Origin of the sequence: Microbacterium sp. PA5 (assembly GCF_049860775.1) — a bacterium.
Lineage (GTDB): Bacteria > Actinomycetota > Actinomycetes > Actinomycetales > Microbacteriaceae > Microbacterium.
The window spans coordinates 1,832,672-1,854,386 of record NZ_CP187567.1 but is presented as its reverse complement, the minus strand read 5'-3'; the positions used below and the strand labels follow the sequence as shown (position 1 = coordinate 1,854,386).

The 21,715-nt window shown below is 70.6% G+C and carries 17 protein-coding genes and 1 riboswitch; of the genes, 9 read left to right on the top strand and 8 right to left on the bottom strand.

Annotated elements, in window-relative coordinates; genetic code table 11:
• Position 1 precedes the first annotated feature (1 nt).
• From nadC to ACPWUT_RS08695, 4 genes are read right to left on the bottom strand one after another with little or no spacing between them, the layout of a single operon-like run.
• Positions 2 to 880: a carboxylating nicotinate-nucleotide diphosphorylase gene (gene nadC / locus ACPWUT_RS08710; protein ID WP_425836595.1), complete on the bottom strand. Its 879-nt coding sequence runs from the start codon at positions 878 to 880 to the stop codon at positions 2 to 4.
• Complete coding sequence (gene nadB / locus ACPWUT_RS08705; protein ID WP_425836592.1) at positions 880 to 2,523, bottom strand: L-aspartate oxidase; 1,644 nt, start codon at positions 2,521 to 2,523, stop codon at positions 880 to 882. The genes nadC and nadB overlap by 1 nt, the downstream gene beginning before the upstream one ends.
• Positions 2,520 to 3,848 (bottom strand): quinolinate synthase NadA, encoded by a 1,329-nt coding sequence (gene nadA / locus ACPWUT_RS08700; protein WP_425836589.1) that lies wholly within the window; start codon positions 3,846 to 3,848, stop codon positions 2,520 to 2,522. Before nadA ends, nadB begins: the two co-directional genes overlap by 4 nt.
• Before the next feature lie 16 nt (positions 3,849 to 3,864).
• The gene (locus ACPWUT_RS08695; RefSeq protein WP_425836586.1) at positions 3,865 to 4,560 is read right to left on the bottom strand and encodes an NUDIX hydrolase; all 696 of its coding nucleotides are present in this window, start codon (positions 4,558 to 4,560) and stop codon (positions 3,865 to 3,867) included.
• Between the two features lie 121 nt (positions 4,561 to 4,681).
• Between ACPWUT_RS08695 and ACPWUT_RS08690 the strand changes: the two genes are divergently transcribed.
• The 4 genes from ACPWUT_RS08690 (at position 4,682) to gcvP (ending at position 10,577) form a co-directional block, all read left to right on the top strand.
• The gene (locus tag ACPWUT_RS08690) at positions 4,682 to 5,866 is read left to right on the top strand and encodes a MarP family serine protease (protein ID WP_425836583.1); all 1,185 of its coding nucleotides are present in this window, start codon (positions 4,682 to 4,684) and stop codon (positions 5,864 to 5,866) included.
• A 54-nt stretch (positions 5,867 to 5,920) separates the two neighbouring features.
• Positions 5,921 to 6,016, top strand: a riboswitch (glycine riboswitch).
• 168 nt (positions 6,017 to 6,184) lie between these two features.
• A complete protein-coding gene (gene gcvT, locus ACPWUT_RS08685) occupies positions 6,185 to 7,324 on the top strand; it encodes a glycine cleavage system aminomethyltransferase GcvT (RefSeq protein WP_425836580.1) in 1,140 nt (379 codons plus the stop codon).
• Positions 7,321 to 7,701, top strand: a complete 381-nt coding sequence (gene gcvH / locus ACPWUT_RS08680) for a glycine cleavage system protein GcvH (RefSeq protein ID WP_284527578.1) — start codon at positions 7,321 to 7,323, stop codon at positions 7,699 to 7,701. Before gcvT ends, gcvH begins: the two co-directional genes overlap by 4 nt.
• Positions 7,702 to 7,754: 53 nt before the next feature.
• A complete protein-coding gene (gcvP, locus tag ACPWUT_RS08675; protein WP_425842230.1) occupies positions 7,755 to 10,577 on the top strand; it encodes an aminomethyl-transferring glycine dehydrogenase in 2,823 nt (940 codons plus the stop codon).
• Positions 10,578 to 10,622: 45 nt separating this feature from the next.
• Here the strand turns inward: gcvP and ACPWUT_RS08670 are convergent, their stop codons facing one another.
• Positions 10,623 to 11,408, bottom strand: coding sequence for a CPBP family intramembrane glutamic endopeptidase (locus ACPWUT_RS08670; RefSeq protein ID WP_425836577.1), 786 nt, complete (start codon positions 11,406 to 11,408; stop codon positions 10,623 to 10,625).
• A 156-nt stretch (positions 11,409 to 11,564) separates the two neighbouring features.
• On the opposite strand from ACPWUT_RS08670, the gene ACPWUT_RS08665 reads away from it, so the two are divergent.
• The 3 genes from ACPWUT_RS08665 (at position 11,565) to ACPWUT_RS08655 (ending at position 16,371) form a co-directional block, all read left to right on the top strand.
• Positions 11,565 to 13,436, top strand: a complete 1,872-nt coding sequence (locus tag ACPWUT_RS08665; protein WP_284527575.1) for an ABC transporter family substrate-binding protein — start codon at positions 11,565 to 11,567, stop codon at positions 13,434 to 13,436.
• A 219-nt stretch (positions 13,437 to 13,655) separates the two neighbouring features.
• On the top strand, positions 13,656 to 15,191 hold the full coding sequence (locus ACPWUT_RS08660) for an ABC transporter permease (RefSeq protein WP_284527574.1): 1,536 nt from the start codon (positions 13,656 to 13,658) through the stop codon (positions 15,189 to 15,191).
• 1 nt (position 15,192) lies between these two features.
• A complete protein-coding gene (locus tag ACPWUT_RS08655) occupies positions 15,193 to 16,371 on the top strand; it encodes an ABC transporter permease (RefSeq protein ID WP_284527573.1) in 1,179 nt (392 codons plus the stop codon).
• Here the strand turns inward: ACPWUT_RS08655 and ACPWUT_RS08650 are convergent.
• On the bottom strand, positions 16,362 to 16,967 hold the full coding sequence (locus ACPWUT_RS08650; protein ID WP_425836572.1) for a PH domain-containing protein: 606 nt from the start codon (positions 16,965 to 16,967) through the stop codon (positions 16,362 to 16,364). The genes ACPWUT_RS08655 and ACPWUT_RS08650 overlap by 10 nt on opposite strands.
• 29 nt (positions 16,968 to 16,996) lie before the next feature.
• Between ACPWUT_RS08650 and ACPWUT_RS08645 the strand changes: the two genes are divergently transcribed.
• Together ACPWUT_RS08645 and typA are read left to right on the top strand one after the other, a co-directional pair.
• The gene (locus ACPWUT_RS08645; protein ID WP_284527571.1) at positions 16,997 to 18,775 is read left to right on the top strand and encodes an ABC transporter ATP-binding protein; all 1,779 of its coding nucleotides are present in this window, start codon (positions 16,997 to 16,999) and stop codon (positions 18,773 to 18,775) included.
• A gap of 90 nt (positions 18,776 to 18,865) precedes the next feature.
• The gene (typA, locus tag ACPWUT_RS08640) at positions 18,866 to 20,776 is read left to right on the top strand and encodes a translational GTPase TypA (RefSeq protein ID WP_284527570.1); all 1,911 of its coding nucleotides are present in this window, start codon (positions 18,866 to 18,868) and stop codon (positions 20,774 to 20,776) included.
• Between the two features lie 30 nt (positions 20,777 to 20,806).
• Here typA and ACPWUT_RS08635 read toward each other — a convergent pair whose 3' ends face one another.
• Both ACPWUT_RS08635 and ACPWUT_RS08630 read right to left on the bottom strand, forming a co-directional pair.
• On the bottom strand, positions 20,807 to 21,148 hold the full coding sequence (locus ACPWUT_RS08635) for a DUF2200 domain-containing protein (RefSeq protein ID WP_284527569.1): 342 nt from the start codon (positions 21,146 to 21,148) through the stop codon (positions 20,807 to 20,809).
• 17 nt (positions 21,149 to 21,165) lie between these two features.
• A complete protein-coding gene (locus ACPWUT_RS08630) occupies positions 21,166 to 21,714 on the bottom strand; it encodes a helix-turn-helix domain-containing protein (protein ID WP_284527568.1) in 549 nt (182 codons plus the stop codon).
• Position 21,715 lies beyond the last annotated feature (1 nt).

Here is a 21,715-nt window from a genome sequence, read left to right as displayed (position 1 = left end):
GTCAGTCGCCGTCCGGCACGGTCACCCGCACGTCCAGGCCGAGGTCCAGCGCGGGCGCCGAGTGGGTGAGCGCGCCGACCGAGATGACGTCGACGCCCGTCTCGGCGATGGCGCGGACGCCCTCCAGCGAGACACCGCCCGACGCCTCGACGGTGGCGCGGCCCGCGATGCGCGCGACGCCGGTGCGCAGGTCGTCGAGCGAGAAGTTGTCGAGCATGATCGTCCCGGGTCCGGCGGCGAGCACGGGGTCGATCTGGTCCAGCCGGTCGACCTCCACCTCGAGGTGCACCGTGTGCGGCAGCCGCGCGACGGCCGCGCGCAGCGCATCCGTGATCGAGACGGATCCGTCGGGGCCGGTCGCCGTGAGGACCGCGAGGTGGTTGTCCTTCGCCATCACGGCGTCCGAGAGCGAGAAGCGGTGGTTGTGCCCGCCGCCGCTGCGGACGGCGTGGCGCTCGAACGCACGGAGGCCGGGAGTGGTCTTGCGGGTGTCCGCGATGCGCGCGCCGGTGTGGGAGACCTCGTCGACGTAGCGGCGCGTCAGGGTGGCGATGCCGCTCATCCGCTGTGCGAAGTTCAGACCGACGCGCTCCGCGGTGAGCACGCCGCGCGCGGGTCCGGCCACCGTCGCCAGGGCGTCGCCGGCGGCGAAGACGGCGCCGTCGTCGACGAGCAGCTCGACCTCGATGCGGGGATCGGTGAGGCGGAAGGCGCCCGCGAAGACCGCGCCGCCGCTGAACACCCCCGGCTCCCGCGCGACGAGATCGGCCTGCGCGGTCGCCTCTGCCGGGATGAGGTACTCGCTGGTGAGGTCGCCCCAGGGTGCGTCCTCCTCGAGGGCCGCAGCGACGATGCGATCGATGTGTGCCGGCGTCAGCATCAGGCGGGGACCTTTCGGGCGGGCTCGGGTGCGCGTCGCGGCGCACTGCGGCGGCTCTGCTGCCGGGTGTCGCGATCGGCGCCGCGGGGTGCGGACGCTCGGCTCGACGGTGCGTCGGAGCGGAAGTGCGCACCGACAGACCCACGCCGCGCCAGCGCGGCCGCCACGAGATGCTGAGCGACCAGGAGGAGATTCCGGTCCTCGCACTCGGCGACGGTCCGAGGTTCCCGCTGCTGCGCGGTCCAGCCCGCCAGAACGGACGCCGCGCGGCGGAGCCCGTCGGCGTCGCGCACCAGCCCCGCGTCACGCCACAGCAGCTCCTGCAGCGCTCGCCGGTCGAACGCCGGCGCCGACGCGGCCACCTCCGCGAGGGGGGTCGCGTCGGACGTCCCGCCGCCGGCGGGCCACGTCCCGGACGCGACGTCGTCACGGAGCGCGTCGCCGGCCCGTGCGCCGAACACGACGCCCTCCAGCAGCGAGTTCGACGCCAGCCGGTTCGCGCCGTGCACGCCGGTGCGCGCGGTCTCGCCCACCGCGTAGAGGCCGCGCAGGCTCGTGCGCCCGTGCAGATCGGTGTCGATGCCGCCCATCAGGTAGTGCGCCGCCGGCGTGACCGGGACCGGGACGCGCGCCCAGTCCAGGCCCCGCGCGCGCATCGCGGCGTCGATCGTCGGGAATCGTCGCGCGAGGAAGGAGGCGGTCTCGGCACCGGAGTCGCGGAGACCGGTCGCGTCGAGCACGACGGGCCGCCCGCCCTGCGCCGACATGGTCTCGGCGATCGCGCGCGCCACCACGTCGCGGGGGGCCAGCTCCGCGTCGGGGTGGACGTCGAGCATGAACCGGCTGCCGTGGGCGTCACGGAGCACCGCCCCTTCGCCCCGCACCGCCTCGGACACGAGGAACGCCCCGTGGCCGGCCGCCGACGGAAGCACGGTCGGATGGAACTGCACGAACTCGAGGTCGCTCACCGCGACGCCGGCCCGCAGCGCGGCGGCGATCCCGTCGCCGGTGGCGACGGCGGGGTTGGTCGTGTGGGCGTACAGCTGGCCCGCACCGCCGGTGGCCAGGACGACGGCCCGGGCGGGGAGCACCCGGCGGTCAGCGTCCACGAGCACCTCGACGCCGCGGATCGCATCGTGCTCCCGCGCGAGGTCGAGGAGGAAGGCGTGCTCCAGGATCTGCAGGCGGCCGTCGCGGGACGCGCGACGGAGGGCGGCGACCAGGGCCTCCTCGATGGCCGCGCCCGTCGCGTCCCCGCCGGCGTGCAGGATCCGCGGCGCGGAGTGCGCCGCCTCGAGACCTCGCACCAGCGCGCCGTCCGCGGTCCGGTCGAACGCGACGCCCCGCTCGATCAGCTCCGCGAGACGGGCGGGGCCCTCGGAGACGAGCACGTCCACCGCGGCGGCGTCGGCGAGTCCCGCCCCCGCCACGAGCGTGTCGCGCGCATGGTCGGCGACGCTGTCGTCGGCCGACGTCACTCCGGCGATCCCGCCCTGCGCGTAGCGCGTGTTGGAGTCGCTCAGCGCGCCCTTGGTCACCACCGTGACCCGGCACCCGTCGGCGTGGGCGTGGAGGGCAGCGGTCAGCCCCGCGATGCCCGAGCCGACCACGACGACGTCGACCGCCGGTGCGCGGCCGCTCACGGCTTCGCCGCCAGCATGCGCTCCAGCGCGACCCGCGCCGGTTCGGCGACGTCGTCGGTCACCGAGATGCGGTTGCGCACCTCGCCGGCGACGAGGCCCTCGAGCACCCAGGCGAGGTAGCCGGGGTGGATGCGATACATCGTCGAGCACGGGCAGACGACCGGGTCGAGGCAGAAGATCTCGTGCTGAGGGTGCTCGGCGGCCAGCCGCTGCACCAGGTTGATCTCGGTGCCGATCGCGAAGGTCGTCGGCTCGGTCGCGGCCTGGATGGCCTTGCGGATGAAGTCCGTCGACCCGGCCGCGTCGGCGGCGTCCACGACGTCCATGGGGCACTCCGGGTGGACGATGACGCGCACATCGGGGTGCTCGGCGCGCGCCGCCGCGATCTGGTCGACGGTGAACCGCCGGTGCACGGAGCAGAACCCGTGCCAGAGGATGACGCGCGCGTCGTCGAGCTGCGCCTCGGTGGAACCGCCCAGCGGGCGGCGGGGGTTCCACATGGGCATCTGCTCGAGGGGCACGCCCATCGCCTTGGCGGTGTTGCGGCCGAGATGCTGATCGGGGAAGAAGAGCACGCGCCGTCCACGGGCGAAGGCCCACTCCAGCACGGTGCGCGCGTTCGAAGACGTGCAGACGATCCCGTGGTGACGCCCGACGAAGCCCTTGATGGCCGCGGACGAGTTCATGTACGTCACCGGGATCACCGGCAGGAGCCCCTCGGCGTCGGGGACGTCGAGGTCGCCGTAGACGTCGGCGAGCTGCTCCCAGCACTCCTCGACCTGGTCGATGTCCGCCATGTCGGCCATGGAGCAGCCGGCCGCCAGGTTCGGCAGGATCACGGCCTGCTCGGGCCGCGACAGCAGGTCGGCGGTCTCGGCCATGAAGTGCACGCCGCAGAAGACGATCGCCTCCGCTTCGGGGTGCGCCAGGGCGGCGTTGGCGAGCTGGAAGGAGTCGCCGACGTAGTCCGCGTGGGTCACGACCTCCTCGCGCTGATAGAAGTGCCCGAGGATGACGACGCGGTCGCCGAGGGTCGCCTTGGCGGCGCGGATGCGCTCGGCGAGCTCGGACTCGGAGGCGGTGCGGTACTCCTCGGGCAGCTCGCCCTGCCGCGGGGCGCCGGTCGGGATGACATCTCCCATCGACGAGCCCGGTCCGTACCCGGGGCGCGTGTCGAACGTCCACGGTGCGGCGGCCAGGTCGGTGTTGCAGGTCTCCGCGACGATCCGGCCCGAGACGATCGCCTGGATCTCGTGGTCGACGCTGGGGTCCTTCGGGAGCGGCTGTTCGGGCCGCGGGGAGAGGGTGAGGATCGAGGCTGCCATGATCTGTCCTTCGCAGTCAGTGCTGGGGGAGTGGGCCGCGGTCGGCCAGCTCGACGTCGTGGTTGTAGCGGTAGAGCCGCGCGGGGCGGTGGCTGCCCGTGCGGAAGTCGTCGGTGGGGATGAGGGTGTCGGAGTTCTCGACCTGACGGCGGAAGTTGGCGGGATCCAGGCGACGCCCGAGGATCGCCTCGTACACCTCGCGGAGCTCGGCGAGCGTGAACTCGGCGGGGAGGAGGCCGTGGGCGATGCGGCTGTAGCCGACCTTGTTGCGCAGCCGCCAGAGGGCGTAGTCGACGATGTGGTCGTGGTCGAAGGCGAGCGAGGGCAGCGCTCCCGCGTCGAACCACGCCACGTTGTGCTGCTCCGAGCTCAGCGAGACGTCCTCGCGCACGAGGGCCCAGTACACGATGGACACGACGCGCGTGGGGGAGCGGTCCACGTCGCCGAACGCGTAGAGCTGCTCGAGGTAGCTCGGGGCCAGGGTGGTCGTCTCGGCGAGCGTCCGCGAGGCGGCCGCCTCGAGGTTCTCGTCGGTCCCGAGCCACCCGCCGGGAAGCGCCCACTGCCCTTCGTGCGGGTCGCGGGTGCGCTTGACCAGGGGCAGCACGACGCGCGCGCGATCCTCGTCCGGGTGCCGCCGCAGGCTGAAGATGACGGTCGACACCGCGACGCGGATCGTGTCGTCGGCGGGTGATGCGCTTGTTCTTGTCATGGTGACTATAACCTCGGGGACGATCTTATAGTCCCTGCGACCCGAAGGCAAACGGCGCGCGCCGGGCATTCAGCGGATGCCGAGCCCGGGGCCGGTAGCGTGGCCCGTCAGGAGGACCCCCATGCTCATCGTCGACATCGTCGCCGTGGTCGCGCTGCTCGCCGCCTTCGTGACCGGTCTCGCCCGCGGGTTCTTCGCGAGCCTCGGCACCATCGTCGGGATGGTGGCCGGGGCGTTCATCGCCCTGTGGCTCGTCCCGCTCGCGACGCCCGCCGTCTCGGCCGTCGTGCCGATCGGCATGTGGCGAAGCGCCGCGCTCGCCGCCCTGGTCATCGGCATCGTGATCGTCGTCACGGCCCTGGGCGCCGGTGTCGGCGCGCTGATCCGCCGCGGCGTCGACCGCACGCCCCTCCGCGGCGTGGAGCGCTTCCTGGGCGGAGTGGTCGCCACCGTCGCGACGGGGCTCGTGCTCGTGATGGTCGCGGCCGGGGTGATGTCCTCGGGCATCCCCGTGCTCTCTCCCGCCGTCGCCTCCTCCCGCGTGCTGGACGTGCTCGACCGGCTGACCCCCGCGCCGCTGGACGACGCGCTCTCGCAGGTGCGGGGGATGGTGATGACGGACACCCTGCCGCGGCTCGGCGACGTCATCGGCACCGTCGTCGCGCCCACCGAGCCGCCCATCGCGCTCGACGACCCCGACCTGCAGGCGGCCTCCGCCTCGGTGGCCCGCATCAGCGGCACCGCCTACGCCTGCGGCGTCTCGATGACGGGGTCCGGGTTCGTGGCCGCCGACGGCATCGTCGTGACCAACGCCCATGTCGTGGCGGGGGTGTCCGCTCCCGTGGTGGAGCTGCCCGGCGGGCGCGTGCAGGAGGGGCGGCTCATCTACGTTGACCCCGTCGACGACCTCGCCCTCATCGCCGTCCCCGGCCTCGATGCGGCGCCGCTCGAGATCGCCGACCCGGCGGCGCCGGGCACGCGGGCCGCGGTCCAGGGATACCCGCTGGGCGGTCCCTTCACGAGCACGGCGGCCGCGGTGCTGTCGGTCGCCGAGGTGCCGGTCCCCGACATCTACGACCGCTCCACCACCCCCCGCGACATCTACGCGCTCGATGCCGATGTGCGGCCGGGGAACTCGGGGGGCCCGCTGCTCGACGGCGACGGCCGGGTCGTCGGCGTCGTCTTCGCACGCGGCGCCGACGGAGAGGGGCGCGGATACGCTATGACGACGACGGAGCTGCGGCCGGCCCTCGACGGCCGCGAGGCGTCGGATCCGGCTGTGGAGCCCGGACGGTGCACCGCCTGACCGGACCGCCGCGCAGGCCGCGCTATGCTGGCCGTGCAACTGAAGACAGGCCGCATGACGTGTGCGGGAGAGCTCCGGGCGGCACCGCCCGGGCACCGAAGGAGCAAGCCTCCCCGCCAATCTCTCAGGTCCGCGTACCGCTCGCGTCCCGGCCGCTCTGGAAAACGGGCTTCGACCTCGCGTCGGCGTCCGTGCCGAAGGTGAAAACCGTCGATCGTGCTCCGCGCGCCGGCCGGTGAAACTCTCAGGCCAATGACAGAGGGGGAGTTCACGGACGCCGGGTCCCCGGTGTCCGCCCGCCCGAGCCCGGGAGAACTCATGACCGACCCAGCCCTTCCGTGCGAATCAGCCCCGCCGCGCGAGACCGCCCTCGCCGATCGTCATCGCGCCCTCGGCGCGTCGTTCACCGACTTCGGCGGCTGGTCGATGCCCGTGCGCTACAGCTCCGACCTGGCGGAGCACCACGCCGTGCGCTCCGCCGCGGGGCTGTTCGACATCTCGCACATGGCGGAGTTCGCCGTCGACGGCCCGGGCGCCGGCGCCCTGCTCGATCACGCGCTGGCGGGGCGCCTGTCGACCCTGCCGGTGGGGAAGGCCAAGTACAGCCTGCTGCTGGCCGAGTCCGGCGGCATCGTCGACGACCTGATCGTCTACCGTCTCGCCGAGGACAGCTTCTTCGTCGTCGCCAACGCCGGCAACCGCGCCCCGGTCGCCGAGGCCCTCCGGGCGCGCAGCGCCGGGTTCGACGGCACGGTGACCGACGTGACCGACGAGTACGCGCTGATCGCCGTCCAGGGGCCGTCGGCCCGGACGATCCTGGAGCAGACGGCGGGGCTCGCTGCGCGCACGAGGCCGCTCGAGGATCTGCCGTACTACGCGTCGGCCGAGGGGTCGTTCCGCGGTGCTCGCGTGCTCATCGCGCGCACCGGCTACACCGGCGAGGACGGGTTCGAGCTCTACATCGAGCCGTCGCGCGCCGAGGAGCTGTGGGATGCGCTGACGGAGGCCGGAGCGCCGCACGGGCTGGTCCCCGCGGGCCTGGCCGCGCGCGACACGCTGCGGCTCGAGGCGGGTATGCCGCTCTACGGGCACGAGCTGTCGCTCGAGTTGCTCCCGGTCCAGGTCGGTCTCGGCCGTGTGGTCGCCGTCGACAAGGCGGAGTTCGTCGGCAAGGCCGCGCTCGAGTCGGTCGTCGCGACGGACGCGCCCGTGCTGGTCGGCCTCGTCTCCGACGGCCGACGCGCCGGCCGTGCCGGCTACGCCGTCGTGGACGCGGACGGCGCCACGGTCGGAACGGTGACCAGCGGCGCCCTCAGCCCCACCCTCGGGCATCCGATCGCGATGGCCCTCGTCGCTCCCACGCATGCGACCGCGGGCACCGAGCTCGCCCTCGACGTGCGCGGCACCCGCATCCCCGCAACCGTGACCGAACTGCCTTTCTACCGGAGGACGAAGTGACCGACCTGAACAGCCTCAGCTACACCGACGAGCACGAGTGGATCGCCCTGGACGGCGACGTGGCGACCGTCGGCATCACCGACTACGCGGCCGACAAGCTCGGCGACGTCGTCTACGTCGACCTCCCGGCCGTCGGCTCCGCCGTGACGGCGGGGGAGGTGTGCGGCGAGATCGAGTCCACCAAGTCGGTGGGGGAGCTCTACGCGCCGCTGACCGGTGAGGTCCTCGAGGTGAACGAGGACGTCGTGGCCGACCCGTCGCTCGTGAACGCCGACGCGTTCGCCGGGTGGCTCGTGCGCCTGCGGGTCTCGCCCGCCGACGTCGACGGTCTGCTCGACCGCGCCGCCTACGTCGCACTCACGGGCGGCGAGGCGTGACCGTTCCCTTCACCCGCCGGCACATCGGCACGGACGCCCCGGCGCAGGAGCGGATGCTGGGCGTCCTGGGATTCGACAGCGTGGAGTCGCTGGTCGAGCGCGCCGTCCCCGCCTCCATCCACGCGACGCCGCTGGGCGACGCCTCCGTGATCCCGCCTGCGGCATCGGAGGCGGAGACCCTCGCGGAGCTGCGCAACCTCGCATCCCAGAACCGCGTCGCGCGCTCCTTCATCGGGCTCGGCTACTACGACACGCTGACGCCGTCGGTGATCGCCCGGAACGTGCTCGAGAACCCCTCCTGGTACACGGCGTACACGCCCTACCAGCCGGAGATCTCCCAGGGCCGGCTCGAAGCGCTCATCAACTTCCAGACGATGGTGACCGACCTCACCGGTCTCCAGACGGCCGGTGCGTCGATGCTCGACGAGTCGACCGCGGTCGTGGAGGGCATGCTCGTCGCCCGGCGCGCCTCGCGGAGCCGCTCCCAGGTGTTCCTCGTGGACGCCGACGCCCTGCCGCAGACCAAGGCGCTGATCACCCACCGTGCCGCCGCCCTCGGCATCGAGGTGCGAGAGACCGCTTTCGACCCGTCGCCGGCCGATGGCGCCCCTGAGCCCGTCGACGCCTTCGGCGCCTTCATCCAGTACCCGGGCGCGACGGGACGGGTCTGGGACCCCTCCGAGGCCATCGCCGCCGTGCAGGCCCAGGGCGGGCTCGTGGTCGTCGCCGCGGACCTCCTCGCGCTCACGCTGCTGCGCTCGCCCGGGTCGCTCGGCGCGGACATCGCGGTCGGCACGACGCAGCGCTTCGGCGTGCCGATGGGCTTCGGCGGCCCCCACGCCGGCTATCTCGCGGTGCGGGCCGGACTCGAGCGTCAGCTCCCCGGGCGCCTCGTCGGCGTCTCGCAGGACGCGGTCGGCCATCCGGCGTACCGCCTCAGCCTGCAGACGCGCGAGCAGCACATCCGCCGGGAGAAGGCGACGAGCAACATCTGCACCGCGCAGGTCCTGCTCGCCGTGATGGCGTCGATGTATGCGGTGTACCACGGTCCGGACGGTCTCGCGCAGATCGCCCGCACCGTCGCCGGACACGCGGCGCTCCTGCGCGACTGGATCGTCGACGCCGGCGGCGAGGTGCTCCACGAGCACTTCTTCGACACGATCGTCGTGCGCACGCCGGGCAACGCCGAGGCGATCGTCGATGCGGCGCGCGACCGCGGGCTCCAGCTCTGGTTCCGCGACGCCGACTCGGTGGGCATCTCGGTCGACGAGACCACCACCGTCTCCGAGCTGCATGCGCTCGCCCAGGTGTTCGGCGGGCCGGAGTCGCGCGCCTTCGCGTTCGTGTCCGGCTCGTTCGCCGACCAGGCGCCCGCCTCGCTGGTGCGCGAGGACGAGTTCCTCACGCACCCGGTCTTCCACACGCACCGCTCCGAGACGGCGATGATGCGCTACCTGAAGCAGCTCGCCGACCGCGACTACGCGCTGGACCGGGGCATGATCCCGCTCGGATCGTGCACGATGAAGCTGAACGCGGCCACCGAGATGGCGGCCGTCTCGTGGCCCGAGTTCGCCCGGGTGCATCCGTTCGCGCCCGCCGAGGACGTCGCCGGCTACCTCGTGATGATCGAGCAGCTCGAGTCGTGGCTGGCCGAGGTCACCGGCTACGACGCGGTGTCGCTGCAGCCCAACGCGGGCTCGCAGGGGGAGCTGGCGGGTCTGCTCGCGATCCGGGGCTACCACCACGCCAACGGCGACACGCACCGCGACGTCTGCCTCATCCCGTCCTCCGCCCACGGCACCAATGCGGCCTCGGCCGTCCTCGCCGGGATGAAGGTGGTCGTCGTCGCGTGCGACGAGGCCGGGAACGTCGACCTGGGCGATCTGCGGGAGAAGGTGACGGCCCACGCCGACGCGCTCGCCGCGCTCATGATCACCTACCCGTCCACGCACGGCGTCTACGAGCACGACGTCCTCGACATCACCGCGGCCGTCCACGCCGCGGGCGGACAGGTCTACGTCGACGGCGCGAACCTCAACGCCCTCCTCGGCTTCGCCCGCTTCGGCGACCTCGGCGGCGACGTGTCGCACCTCAACCTCCACAAGACGTTCGCGATCCCGCACGGCGGGGGCGGCCCGGGCGTCGGTCCGGTGGCGGCCAAGGCGCACCTCGCGCCGTACCTGCCGTCGCACCCGCTCGCCCAGCGCGCCGAGCATGCCGGCGGCTTCGTGTTCGACGGCGGTCCCGTCTCCGCGGCGCCCTACGGGTCGGCCTCGATCCTCCCGATCTCGTGGGCGTACGTCCGGATGATGGGAGCACAGGGTCTCCGCGAGGCGACGGGGGCCGCGGTGCTCGCGGCGAACTACGTCGCGCATCGCCTGCAGGACCACTACCCGGTCCTGTACGCGGGCGAGGGAGGCCTCGTCGCCCACGAGTGCATCCTCGATCTGCGTCCGCTCAAGGAGCAGACGGGGATCACCGTCGACGACGTCGCCAAGCGCCTCATCGACTACGGGTTCCATGCTCCGACGATGTCGTTCCCGGTCGCGGGCACCCTCATGGTGGAGCCGACGGAGTCCGAGGACATCGGCGAGCTCGACCGGTTCGTCGAGGCCATGGTCGCCATCCGCGCCGAGGCCGCCCGCGTCGAGGCGGGGGAGTGGCCGGCATCCGACAACCCGCTGGTGAACGCCCCGCACACCGCGGAGGCGGTCGTCGCGACCGCGTGGGATCATGCCTACACCCGCGAAGAGGCCGTCTATCCGGTGCGCAGCCTCGTGCGCACGAAGTACTGGCCGCCCGTGCGCCGCATCGACAACGCCTTCGGCGACCGCAACCTCGTCTGCGCGTGCCCCCCGGTGGAGGCCTTCGCCTGACCGTCCGACCTCGTCGTCTCGTCGTGTTTCCGCGAGGCGACGAGGTCAGAACAGGGCGGGCCACCAGGCGGCGGCCAGGGGATAGCCGACGAAGGCGACGATGTCGATGAGCACGTGGGCGATCACGAGCGGCATGACGCGGCCCCAGCGGTGGTACACCCAGCCGAAGACGACGCCCATCGCGATGTTGCCCACGATCGCACCGAAGCCCTGATAGGCGTGGTAGGCGCCGCGCAGCGCCGCGGTGGACAGGATGATCGTCCACGTGCTCCAGCCGAGGCGGCGGAGGCGATCGAAGAGGTAGCCCAGGAAGACGACCTCCTCCGTCAGACCCGCGCGCAGCGCCGCGAGCAGCAGCAGGGGGATCGTCCACCACGAGGGATCGAGGGGCGAGGCGTCGACCTGCACCGTGATGCCGAGGGCGCGTCCGCCGGCGTAGAGCGCCAGGCCCGGAATGCCGATGACCGCCACGAGCAGCACGCCGGCCCCGGCGTCGCGGCCGAACATCCGGAAGTCGAGGCCGATCCGCCGGAACGCCGAGCGGCCCGGCTCCCAGAGGAAGTAGATCGCCAGCGCCACCGGCACGAGTGCGAAGAACTGCGAGAGGAACTGGTAGAGCACGTCCCAGAACTGCTGGGCGTCGGCGCCGGGGTTGAGGGAGGTCGACTGGTCGCCGAGCGCCTCTTCCCGCGTCAGCGCCTGGATCAGCGAGAGCACGGAGTACAGCGCCGAGCGGCCGACCGACAGCGCCAGCACGAGCGCGATCTCCCACCACAATCGCGCGCGTGCGTGAGCAGAACTGGGCGATATCGCGGCGTGTGTGTCGGTCACGTTGTCAGATTGTCACAGGCATGTTGATTTCAGTAAAGGATCTGTAACGGTTCCCCGAGTCGGTTTGTCCGGTGCCGGGCCCCGTGCTTATGGTGTGTCGTATCCGTGCCCAGGGCTGTTTCAGGCTGGGCGCATCACCTTTGCACAGGAGGAAATGTGAAGATCGCACGTCTTGCGGCGGGCGTGGGTGTCCTGGCAGTGGGGGCACTCGTGCTCTCCGGCTGCGGCAACCCGTACCAGTCGGACGTTCAGGAAGGCACCGAGATCTTCGTTGCCTACAACGAGGGCTTCATGGCCTTCAACTCGAGCAGCAGCGCGGGCAACAACACCGCCAACTCGAACGTGAAGTACATCACCGATTCGGCGTCGTCGTGGGGCTACTACGACAACACGCCGGAGTGGGTCCGCAACACGGACTTCGGTACGTACGACAAGACGAGCGACGACCCGCTGACGGTCAACTACAAGATCACCGCTGACGCGGTCTGGTCCGACGGTGTCCCGATCGACGAGGCCGACATGCTGATGGCCTGGGCCGCGCTCTCGGGCAACGTCGAGGGTGGCTGGGCTCCGGCCGCCACGACGGGCTACGCGCTGATCACCGAGACGCCGGAGACCGGCGACAAGGAGATCACGCTCAAGTACGACGAGCCCTACGTGGACTGGGAGCTCATCCAGCCGCTGACCGTCTCGGCGCACGGCACCTACGCGCTCGCCTACCCGGACGAGTACGCCGACGTCCAGGCCGCCTGGGACACCTACAAGTCCTCCGAGTCGGACGACGACTTCACCAAGTACACCGACGCGGCGAAGACCTTCGCCGAGGGTGCCAAGGAGAAGGTCATCGCGGCGATCACCGACGGCGACACCGAGGTCCTCACCGCCCTCGCGACGGCGTGGAACGACGACTACGTCTACACCGAGATGCCGGAGAGCCCCGCGGCGTTCCTGACCGCCGGTCAGTACAACCTGCTGGACACCAAGGAGGACGAGTACACCACCCTCGTCGCCAACCCGCTGTTCACGTGGGGCGAGTCGCCGCAGTACGAGAAGATCACGATCCGCGCGATCGCCGACTCGACCACGGCGCTGCAGGCCCTCCAGTCGGGTGAGCTCGACATCTGGACGGGTCAGCCGACGTCGGACATCCTCGAGCTCGCCAACGGCATCGAGACCGCTGAGGTGCAGACCGGTGTCCAGGCCTCGCACGAGCACGTCGACCTGACGTTCAACAACGGCGGTCCGTTCGACCCCGCCACCTACGGCGGTGACGAGGAGAAGGCCCTCAAGGTTCGCCAGGCGTTCCTGAAGACCATCCCGCGTCAGGAGATCGTCGACAAGATCATCAAGCCGCTGAACCCGGACGCCACCGTCCGCAACACGCACCTGGTGAGCGCGTCCGACACGGTCCGCTACCCGATCCTGTCCGAGGCCAACGGCTCCGCCGACTACGCCGAGGTCGACATCGAGGGCGCCAAGGCGCTCCTGGCCGAGGCCGGCGTGACCGGTGAGGTCGAGGTCGGCTTCTGGTACCCCGAGGGCAACGTCCGTCGTGGTCAGGAGTACGAGCTCATCGCCGCTTCGGCAGCGAAGGCGGGCTTCAAGCTCGTCGACGAGAGCGAGCCGAACTGGGTCTTCACCGACCCGTCGCAGGAGCCGATCAACCCGCACGACGCGACGATCTTCGCCTGGTCGCAGACCTCGCTCGCCGTGGGTGGCTCGGACCAGATCTACGCCTGCTACGACGACCCGATGGCCAAGGGCGGAAACTACAACGGCTTCTGCAACGAGGAGACCTCGGAGGCGCTGCGCACGCTCAACACGACGTCGGACGCCGACGCTCAGACGGAGCTGCTCAAGACGGCTGAGACCGGCATCTGGGCGGACGCCGCCTCGATCCCGCTGTACCAGTTCCCGGGCCTGCTCGTCTCGAGCGACCGCGTCACCGGTGTGAAGATCATGCCGCTGAGCCCCGACTACTTCTGGAACTTCTGGGAGTGGGCGCCGGCCGGCGCGGCATCGGAGTGATCCGAAGCTCCGGGTGGGCGGCCAGCGCCTCCCACCCGGAGCCTTCGCTCTGACTCTTGACTGTGGGTGCCGAGGTGACCCCTCGGCACCCACAGTCGTGTCGGCCCGCCGTCTCCTCCGTCCTGTCCTCGGCGCCGACGCGTAGTACTTTTGAGGCTTACCCGCCTCGTTGCGAATGGAAATACCCATGTCCTCAGCCACCCACCTGAGAGGCTGCACGTGCTGACCTTCATCCTGCGTCGGCTCGGCGCCATCTTGCTGGTCCTCCTCGTCGCCTCGTTCATCGTCTACACCCTGACGTCGATCGGGTCCGATCCGCTCCGCGAACTGCGCGGCAGCAACGCCCCGAACCGTGAAGAGCAGATCGCTCTGCGGATCGAGAAGCTCAACCTCAACTCTCCGGTCATCGTCCGCTACTTCCTGTGGCTCGGCGGCGCATCGAAGTGCCTCATCGGCCAGTGCGACCTCGGCGTCGCCTTCAGCCGCAGCGACCAGCCCGTCACCGCCGCTGTGGCCAACGCGGCGAACTCGACGATCCAGCTCGTCACCGCCGCGACGATCATCGCGATCATCGTCGGTCTCACGATCGGCATCCTGACGGCGCTGCGTCAGTACAGCGGCTTCGACTACACGGTCACCTTCATGACCTTCATCGTGTACTCGCTCCCGATCTTCTGGATCGCGGTGCTCCTCAAGGAGTTCGGCGCCATCCAGTTCAACCAGTTCCTCGCCGATCCCGACATCCCGATCACGGTGATGATCGTCAGCGGCCTGGTCGCCGGGTTCGTCTTCATGAGCATCCTCGGGGGAGGCGCAAGGAAGCGCCTCATCACCTTCGGCTCGGCGTTCCTCGTCACCGTCCTCCTGCTCGCGTTCCTGCAGATCACGGACTGGTTCGCCTCGCCGTCGATCGGCATCGTCGGCGTGATCCTCACCGGCGTCGGCGCAGCCGTCGGCGTCACCGCGATCTCGACGGGTCTCGCCAACCGCCGGACGCTCTACGCCGCGCTCATCGTCGTGGCGATCTGGGTCGCCGTGTACTTCCCGATCCAGTACCTGTTCTTCTTCGTGCCGCAGGGCTGGATGCTCATCCTCATGTACCTCGTGGCGATCGCCCTCGGCATCGGCGTCGGCTTCGTCGTCGGCGGCGACGGCAAGAAGGAGGCCGCCCGCACGGCGGCGATCGTGAGCTTCATCACCTTCTTCACGATGGTGGTGGACCGCACGATGCTCGTGTACGAGGACTACCTGCGGAAGATCCCGCAGTCGGGCGCGATCGCCACGATCGGCTCGCAGACCCCCAACCTGTCCGGGGACATGTGGTTCCAGATCATGGACGGCTTCACGCACCTGCTGCTGCCGACCATCGCCCTGTCCCTCGTGTCGATCGCCGCCTACACGCGGTACGCGCGCTCGAGCCTGCTCGAGGTCATGAACCAGGACTACGTCCGCACGGCGCGTGCCAAGGGCCTGAGCGAGCGGACGGTCATCGTCCGCCACGCGATGCGCAACGCCCTCATCCCGATCGCCACGATCATCGCCTTCGACATCGGCGCCCTGATCGGCGGTGCCGTCATCACCGAGACGATCTTCGCGTGGAAGGGCATGGGTTCCCTGTTCGTCGACGGCCTCGGGCACGGTGACGTGAACCTCGTCATGGGCTTCTTCCTCGTCACCGGCGTCCTCGCCGTCATCTTCAACCTCATCGCGGACCTGCTGTACTCCGCACTCGACCCCCGGATCCGGGTGAGCTGACATGTCGACCACACCACTTCCCACCGACGCCCCGCAGGACCGCGGGTCGGAGCAGTCCCTCGAGCAGAAGGCCCTCGCCGGTCTCAGTCAGGGCCAGCTCGTCCGCCGCAGGTTCTTCCGCCACAAGGGCGCGATGGTCGCCCTCGTCGTCCTCGTCCTGACGATCCTGCTGGCGTTCACGTCGGTCGGCACCGTCGTCGGCGGCACCGGCAGCCTCGAGGCGGGTCCGGACGGCGCGCTCCAGGTGAACGGCTTCCGCATCCCCGGCTGGTGGCCGCTCGACTGGTTCACGACGTACCCGGTCGTCAACGGCGGAATGCCGACCCTCAACATCTTCACGCTGACGATCGGCGAGCACCCGTTCGGGCAGGACACGCTCGGCAAGGACGTGTTCGCGCAGGTCATGCGCGGCACCCAGCAGTCGATCACGGTCATGTTCATCGTCGGGATCGTGTCGCTCGTCCTCGGCGTGCTCCTCGGCGCCCTGTCGGGCTTCTACCGCGGCTGGGTCGACGCGGTGATCATGCGCTTCACCGACGTCGTGATCATCATCCCGATCATCGTCATCGGTTCGATCATCGGAAAGCTGCTGGGCGGCTCCAGTGCCATCGTCTTCGGTCTCTTCCTGGGCATCCTCAGCTGGACAGGCCTCGCGCGACTGGTGCGCGGCGAGTTCCTCGCCCTGCGCGAGCGCGAGTTCGTCGACGCCGCACGCGTCGCCGGCGCGTCGAGCGGCCGCGTGATCTTCCGCCACATCCTGCCCAACGCCGTCGGCATCATCATCGTGAACACGACGCTGCTGATGAGTGCGGCCGTGCTGACGGAGGCGGCCCTCGCCTTCATCGGCTTCGGCATCAGCTACCCGGACGTCTCCCTCGGCCAGATCATCTCCGAGTACCGCGAGGCGTTCCGCACGCGTCCCTGGCTCTTCTGGTGGCCCGGCTTCTTCATCATCATCCTGGCGCTGTGCATCAACTTCATCGGCGACGGCCTGCGGGATGCGTTCGACCCGCGCCAGCAGTCGAAGGTCAGCAAGCGCAAGGCCGCCCGTGCCGTCGCCGCGATCCCGTCGGCCCAGGCGCCGATCTTCGTCGACGGCCCGACGAGCGCGAGCGACCCGGAGGGCGTGGCCTCGGACGATCCGAACGCCGCCGCCCGTGAGCGGGGCGATCAGCCGTGAGCGATCGCCTGCGACAGGCTGACCACCGCGGCGATCAGCAGCACCGCGGTGACCGCCAGGGGCAGCACGGCCCACGTCGACACGGTGCCGCCGGGCAGGCTCGCGCCGCCGGTGCGACGGTGCTGCTCGAGCGCGCGGATCACGAGTGCGGTCGCATCGCCCGAGTGGGTGCCCTCGGCGTCCGACGGGCGGCGCGTCTCGCCGTCGCCGGGAGCGCGCGCGACATCGGCGCGGCGGGTCCCCAGGGCCTGGCGTGCGCCGGGCGCCGGAGCGGCCCACGCGCGGATCACCCGACGATCGGTCGTGGTGATGCTGAGCGCGTAGCGCGACTCGACGTCGAGGATGTCGCCCCACGGCACGCGATGCGTGCGGAGCGGATTGCGGATCTCGACGAAGCCGTCGGTGAGCGTGACGCTCGGACGGACGTACAGGAGCCACGCGAGCCAGCCGACGGCGATCACGGGCCAGCTCCACGCGAGCAGGCCCGCGACACCGTCGGTCACGACGATGGAGATCAGGATCGCCAGGCACAGGGCGATGGCGAGGACGGCGAGGATCACGCCGCCGCGCGGACGGAAGACAACCGGGTGGGGCATCTGCCCATCCTGACACGGGAGGCACAGCGATGACCGCGGCGAAGGATCCCCAGACGAACAACGTGAATCCCGAGACCGGCTCGATCGAGCACGGCCGCAATTCCCTGCGCACCTACGTGCCGGGCGCGAAGTACGACGGACCCGCGCTGGCCGTCAAGGATCTCAACGTCGAGTTCTGGGTCGGATCGAAGTGGGCCGCCGCCGCCAAGCACGTCACCTACGACCTGCACCCCGGCAAGGTGCTCGCGATCGTCGGCGAGTCCGGGTCCGGCAAGAGCACGAGCTCCATGGCGATCATGGGGCTGCTGCCCAAGAACGCGCGCGTGACGGGCAGTGCCCGACTCGCCGGTCACGAGCTCATCGGCACGTCGCCCGAGCAGCTGCGGAAGGTGCGCGGCGAAGGCATCGCGGCGATCTTCCAGGAGCCGATGACGGCGCTCAACCCCGTCTACACGATCGGGTTCCAGATCGCCGAGACGCTGCAGACGCACCGTCCGGGCATGACGCGCAAGCAGGCGAAGAACCGCGCGATCGAACTGCTCGGCCTCGTCGAGATGCCCGACCCCGAGAAGGCGCACAACTCCTACCCGCATCAGCTGTCGGGCGGTCAGCGGCAGCGCGCCATGATCGCGCAGTCGATCGCGCTCGACCCGCGCGTGCTCATCGCCGATGAGCCGACGACGGCGCTCGACGTCACGGTGCAGGCGGAGATCCTCGATCTCCTCCGCAACCTCCACCAGAAGCTCGACTCGGCCATCATCCTCATCACCCACGACATGGGTGTCGTCGCCGACATGGCCGACGACGTCATGGTGATGAAGGACGGCGACGTCGTCGAGCACGGTCCGGTCGCGCAGATCTTCGAGAACGCGCAGCACCCCTACACGCGGGCGCTCATGGCCTCCGTCCCGCACCTCGGTCTCGGTGAGGCGACTCCCGAGGAGGACCGCATCAGCGAGGACGCGACGGCGGCGCTCTTCCTCGACAACGTCTCGATCGAGTACCCCAAGCGCGGGCGCGTGCCGGCGTTCAAGGCCGTCGAGGCCGCGTCGCTGAAGATCCAGCCCGGCGAGGTCCTGGGCCTCGTGGGCGAATCCGGCTCCGGCAAGACGACCATCGCCCGCGCGATCGTGGGTCTCGTCCCGATCTCCGAGGGCACCCTGCGCGTGGCCGGTCAGGAGATGGTGGGCGTGGACGCCAAGCAGCTGCGCGCCGTCCGCCGCAAGCTCGGCATCGTGTTCCAGGACCCGGGGTCGTCGCTGAACCCGCGGTGGCCCGTGGGCGTCTCGATCGGCGAGCCTCTCGAGCTCGCCGAGTGGGAGCGCGGCAAGATCGGCAAGCGCGTCGAGGAGCTGCTCGACATGGTCGAACTCCCGCGCGACTTCCGCAACCGCTATCCCCACGAGCTCTCCGGCGGTCAGCGCCAGCGCATCGGCATCGCGCGCGCTCTCGCGCTCGACCCCGAGGTCCTCGTCGCCGACGAGCCGACCAGCGCCCTCGACGTCTCCGTGCAGGCGCGTGTGCTGGAGCTCCTGCAGAACATCCAGAAGGAGAAGCAGTTCGCGACGCTGTTCGTCACGCACGACCTCGCCGTCGTCGACCTGCTCGCCGACCGCATCGCGGTGATGCAGCACGGGAAGATCGTCGAGCAGGGCTCGAAGGAGCAGATCCTCCGCAACCCGAAGGATCCGTACACGCAGCGCCTCATCGCGGCGGTTCCGGTGCCCGACCCGACCGAGCAGCGTGAGCGCCGCGAGGCCCGCGCCGCCCTCCTGGCGACCCAGGAGAAGTACCGCCCGGCGAGCTGAGGAACCCCCGAGGCCGCGCACGCGGCCGACGGCTTGTAGAATGGGATGCACCCGACTCCGGGTGCATCCCCTTCTTCTTTTAGGAATCTCATGGCGCGCGCCCTTCGTCCCGACCTCCGCAACGTCGCGATCGTCGCGCACGTCGACCACGGAAAGACGACGCTGGTCGACGCGATGCTCCGTCAGACGGGCTCCTTCGGCGAGCACGCGCACGTCGAGGAGCGGGCGATGGACTCCAACGACCTGGAGCGTGAGAAGGGCATCACGATCCTCGCCAAGAACACGGCGATCACCTACAACGGCGTCCACACCGACGTGCCCGTGACCATCAACGTCATCGACACCCCGGGCCACGCCGACTTCGGCGGCGAGGTGGAGCGCGGGCTGTCGATGGTCGACGGCGTCGTGCTGCTCGTCGACGCCAGCGAGGGTCCGCTGCCGCAGACCCGCTTCGTGCTGCGCAAGGCGCTCGAGGCGAAGCTGCCCGTCATCCTGCTCGTCAACAAGACCGACCGTCCCGACGCCCGGATCGCCGAGGTGGAGGAGGAGGCGCACGATCTGCTCCTCGGACTCGCCTCCGACCTCGTCGACGACGTGCCCGACCTCGATGTCGACGCGCTCCTCGACGTGCCGGTGGTCTACGCGTCCGGGCGCGCGGGCGCCGCGTCGCTCACCCGTCCCGACAACGGCTCGCTGCCCGACAACGACGACCTCGAGCCGCTGTTCGGCGCGATCCTCGAGCACGTGCCCGCACCGTCGTACGACGACGAGGCTCCGCTGCAGGCGTGGGTGACGAACCTCGACTCCTCGCCGTTCCTCGGCCGGCTCGCGCTGCTGCGCGTGTTCAACGGCACGCTCAAGAAGGGCCAGACCGTCGCCTGGGTGCGCCATGACGGCACCCACAGCAACGCCCGCATCACGGAGCTGCTGAAGACCCGGGCGCTCGAGCGCTACCCGGCCGAGTCGGCCGGCCCCGGCGACATCGTCGCCATCGCCGGCATCGAGGAGATCACCATCGGCGAGACGATCGCCGACCCGGAGGACGTCCGTCCGCTCCCGGCCATCACGGTCGACGACCCGGCCATCTCGATGACGATCGGCACCAACACCTCGCCGCTGGTCGGCAAGGTCAAGGGCCACAAGCTGACCGCCCGCATGGTCAAGGACCGTCTGGACCGCGAGCTCATCGGCAACGTGTCGCTGAAGGTCGTCGACATCGGGCGCCCCGATGCGTGGGAGGTCCAGGGCCGCGGCGAGCTCGCCCTCGCCATCCTGGTCGAGAACATGCGCCGCGAGGGCTTCGAGCTCACGGTCGGCAAGCCCCAGGTGGTCACCAAGAAGGTCGACGGCAAGACCTACGAGCCGTTCGAGCACCTGACGATCGACGCGCCGGAGGAGTACCTGGGCGCGATCACGCAGCTGCTGGCCGCCCGCAAGGGCCGCATGGAGACGATGACCAACCACGGCACCGGCTGGGTGCGCATGGAGTTCGTCGTGCCCTCGCGCGGCCTCATCGGCTTCCGCACCGAGTTCCTCACGACCACCCGCGGCACCGGCATCGCCAACGCCATCTCGCACGGCTACGAGCCGTGGGCGGGTCACATCTCCACGCGCCAGAACGGCTCGATCGTGGCCGACCGCTCCGGCGTGGTCACGCCGTTCGCGATCATCGCGCTCCAGGAGCGCATGTCGTTCTTCGTGCAGCCCACCGAAGAGGTCTACGAGGGCATGGTGATCGGCGAGAACTCGCGCGCCGACGACATGGACGTGAACATCACCAAGGAGAAGAAGCTCACCAACATGCGCTCCTCGACCTCGGACTCGTTCGAGTCGATGACGCCGCCGCGCACCCTGTCGCTGGAGGAGTCGCTGGAGTTCGCCCGCGACGACGAATGCGTCGAGGTGACGCCCGAGAAGGTGCGCATCCGCAAGGTCGTGCTCGACGCGACCGAGCGCGGCCGCGCCACGGCTCGCCTGAAGCGCCAGGACGCCAACGCCTGAGTCCGCCCGGACACGCGCGAGGCGTGCGGCTCAGTGACGGAGGATCTTCTCCATCGCCTTGCCGCGGGCCAGCTCGTCGACGAGCTTGTCGAGATAGCGGACCTTCCGCATGAACGGGTCGTCGATCTCCTCGACGCGCACGCCGCAGATCACCCCGGTGATGAGCGAGGCGTCGGGGTTGAGGTCGGCGTCGTCGAAGAATGCCGGGAAAGTCGTCTGGGCGTCCAGGTGACGCTGCAGGTCCGCCGGGCCGAACCCGGTGAGCCACTCGATGATCTCGTCGACCTCGGCCTTCGTGCGCCCCTTCCGTTCCGCCTTCTGGACGTACAGCGGGTAGACCGCGGCAAAGGCCATGCGCTCGATCCTGCTCATGCTGGCAGGGTACCGGGTCACCGGACCTCGGACACCAGGACGGCCGAGGTGCCCTCCTCGAGCGCCTCGAAGACGTGCGGCTCGTCTCCGGGGTAGCGGAGGTAGTCGCCCGGATCCAGCGTGAAGGCGCCGTCTGCCGGCCCGACGAGGGCGCGCCCGGTGACCAGGACGACATGCTCGGTGGTCCCCGCCGAGTGGGGCAGTGAACGCCGGGGCTCGCCCGGCTCGGCGCGCAGCAGGTACAGGTCGCTGCGCGCGTGGGGCGCACCGGCGGCGAGCAGCAGCGCCTCGTACGGCGACTCGGCGGAGCGGATGCCGGACCGATCGGCGGCGCGGATGAGCTGCGGCCCGTCGCGACGCTCTTCGACGAAGACCGAGAACGGCACCTCGAGCGCGGTCGCGATCGCCCACAGGGTCTCGACGCTGGGATTGCCGCTGCCGGATTCGAGCTGCGAGACGGTGGCCTTGGAGACGCCGGCGCGCCGGGCGAGCTCCGAGAGCGCCAGCCCGGCCCGCTCGCGCTCGCGCCGCAGCGTCTGCGCGATGCGAGGTCCGAGGGTGTCCATG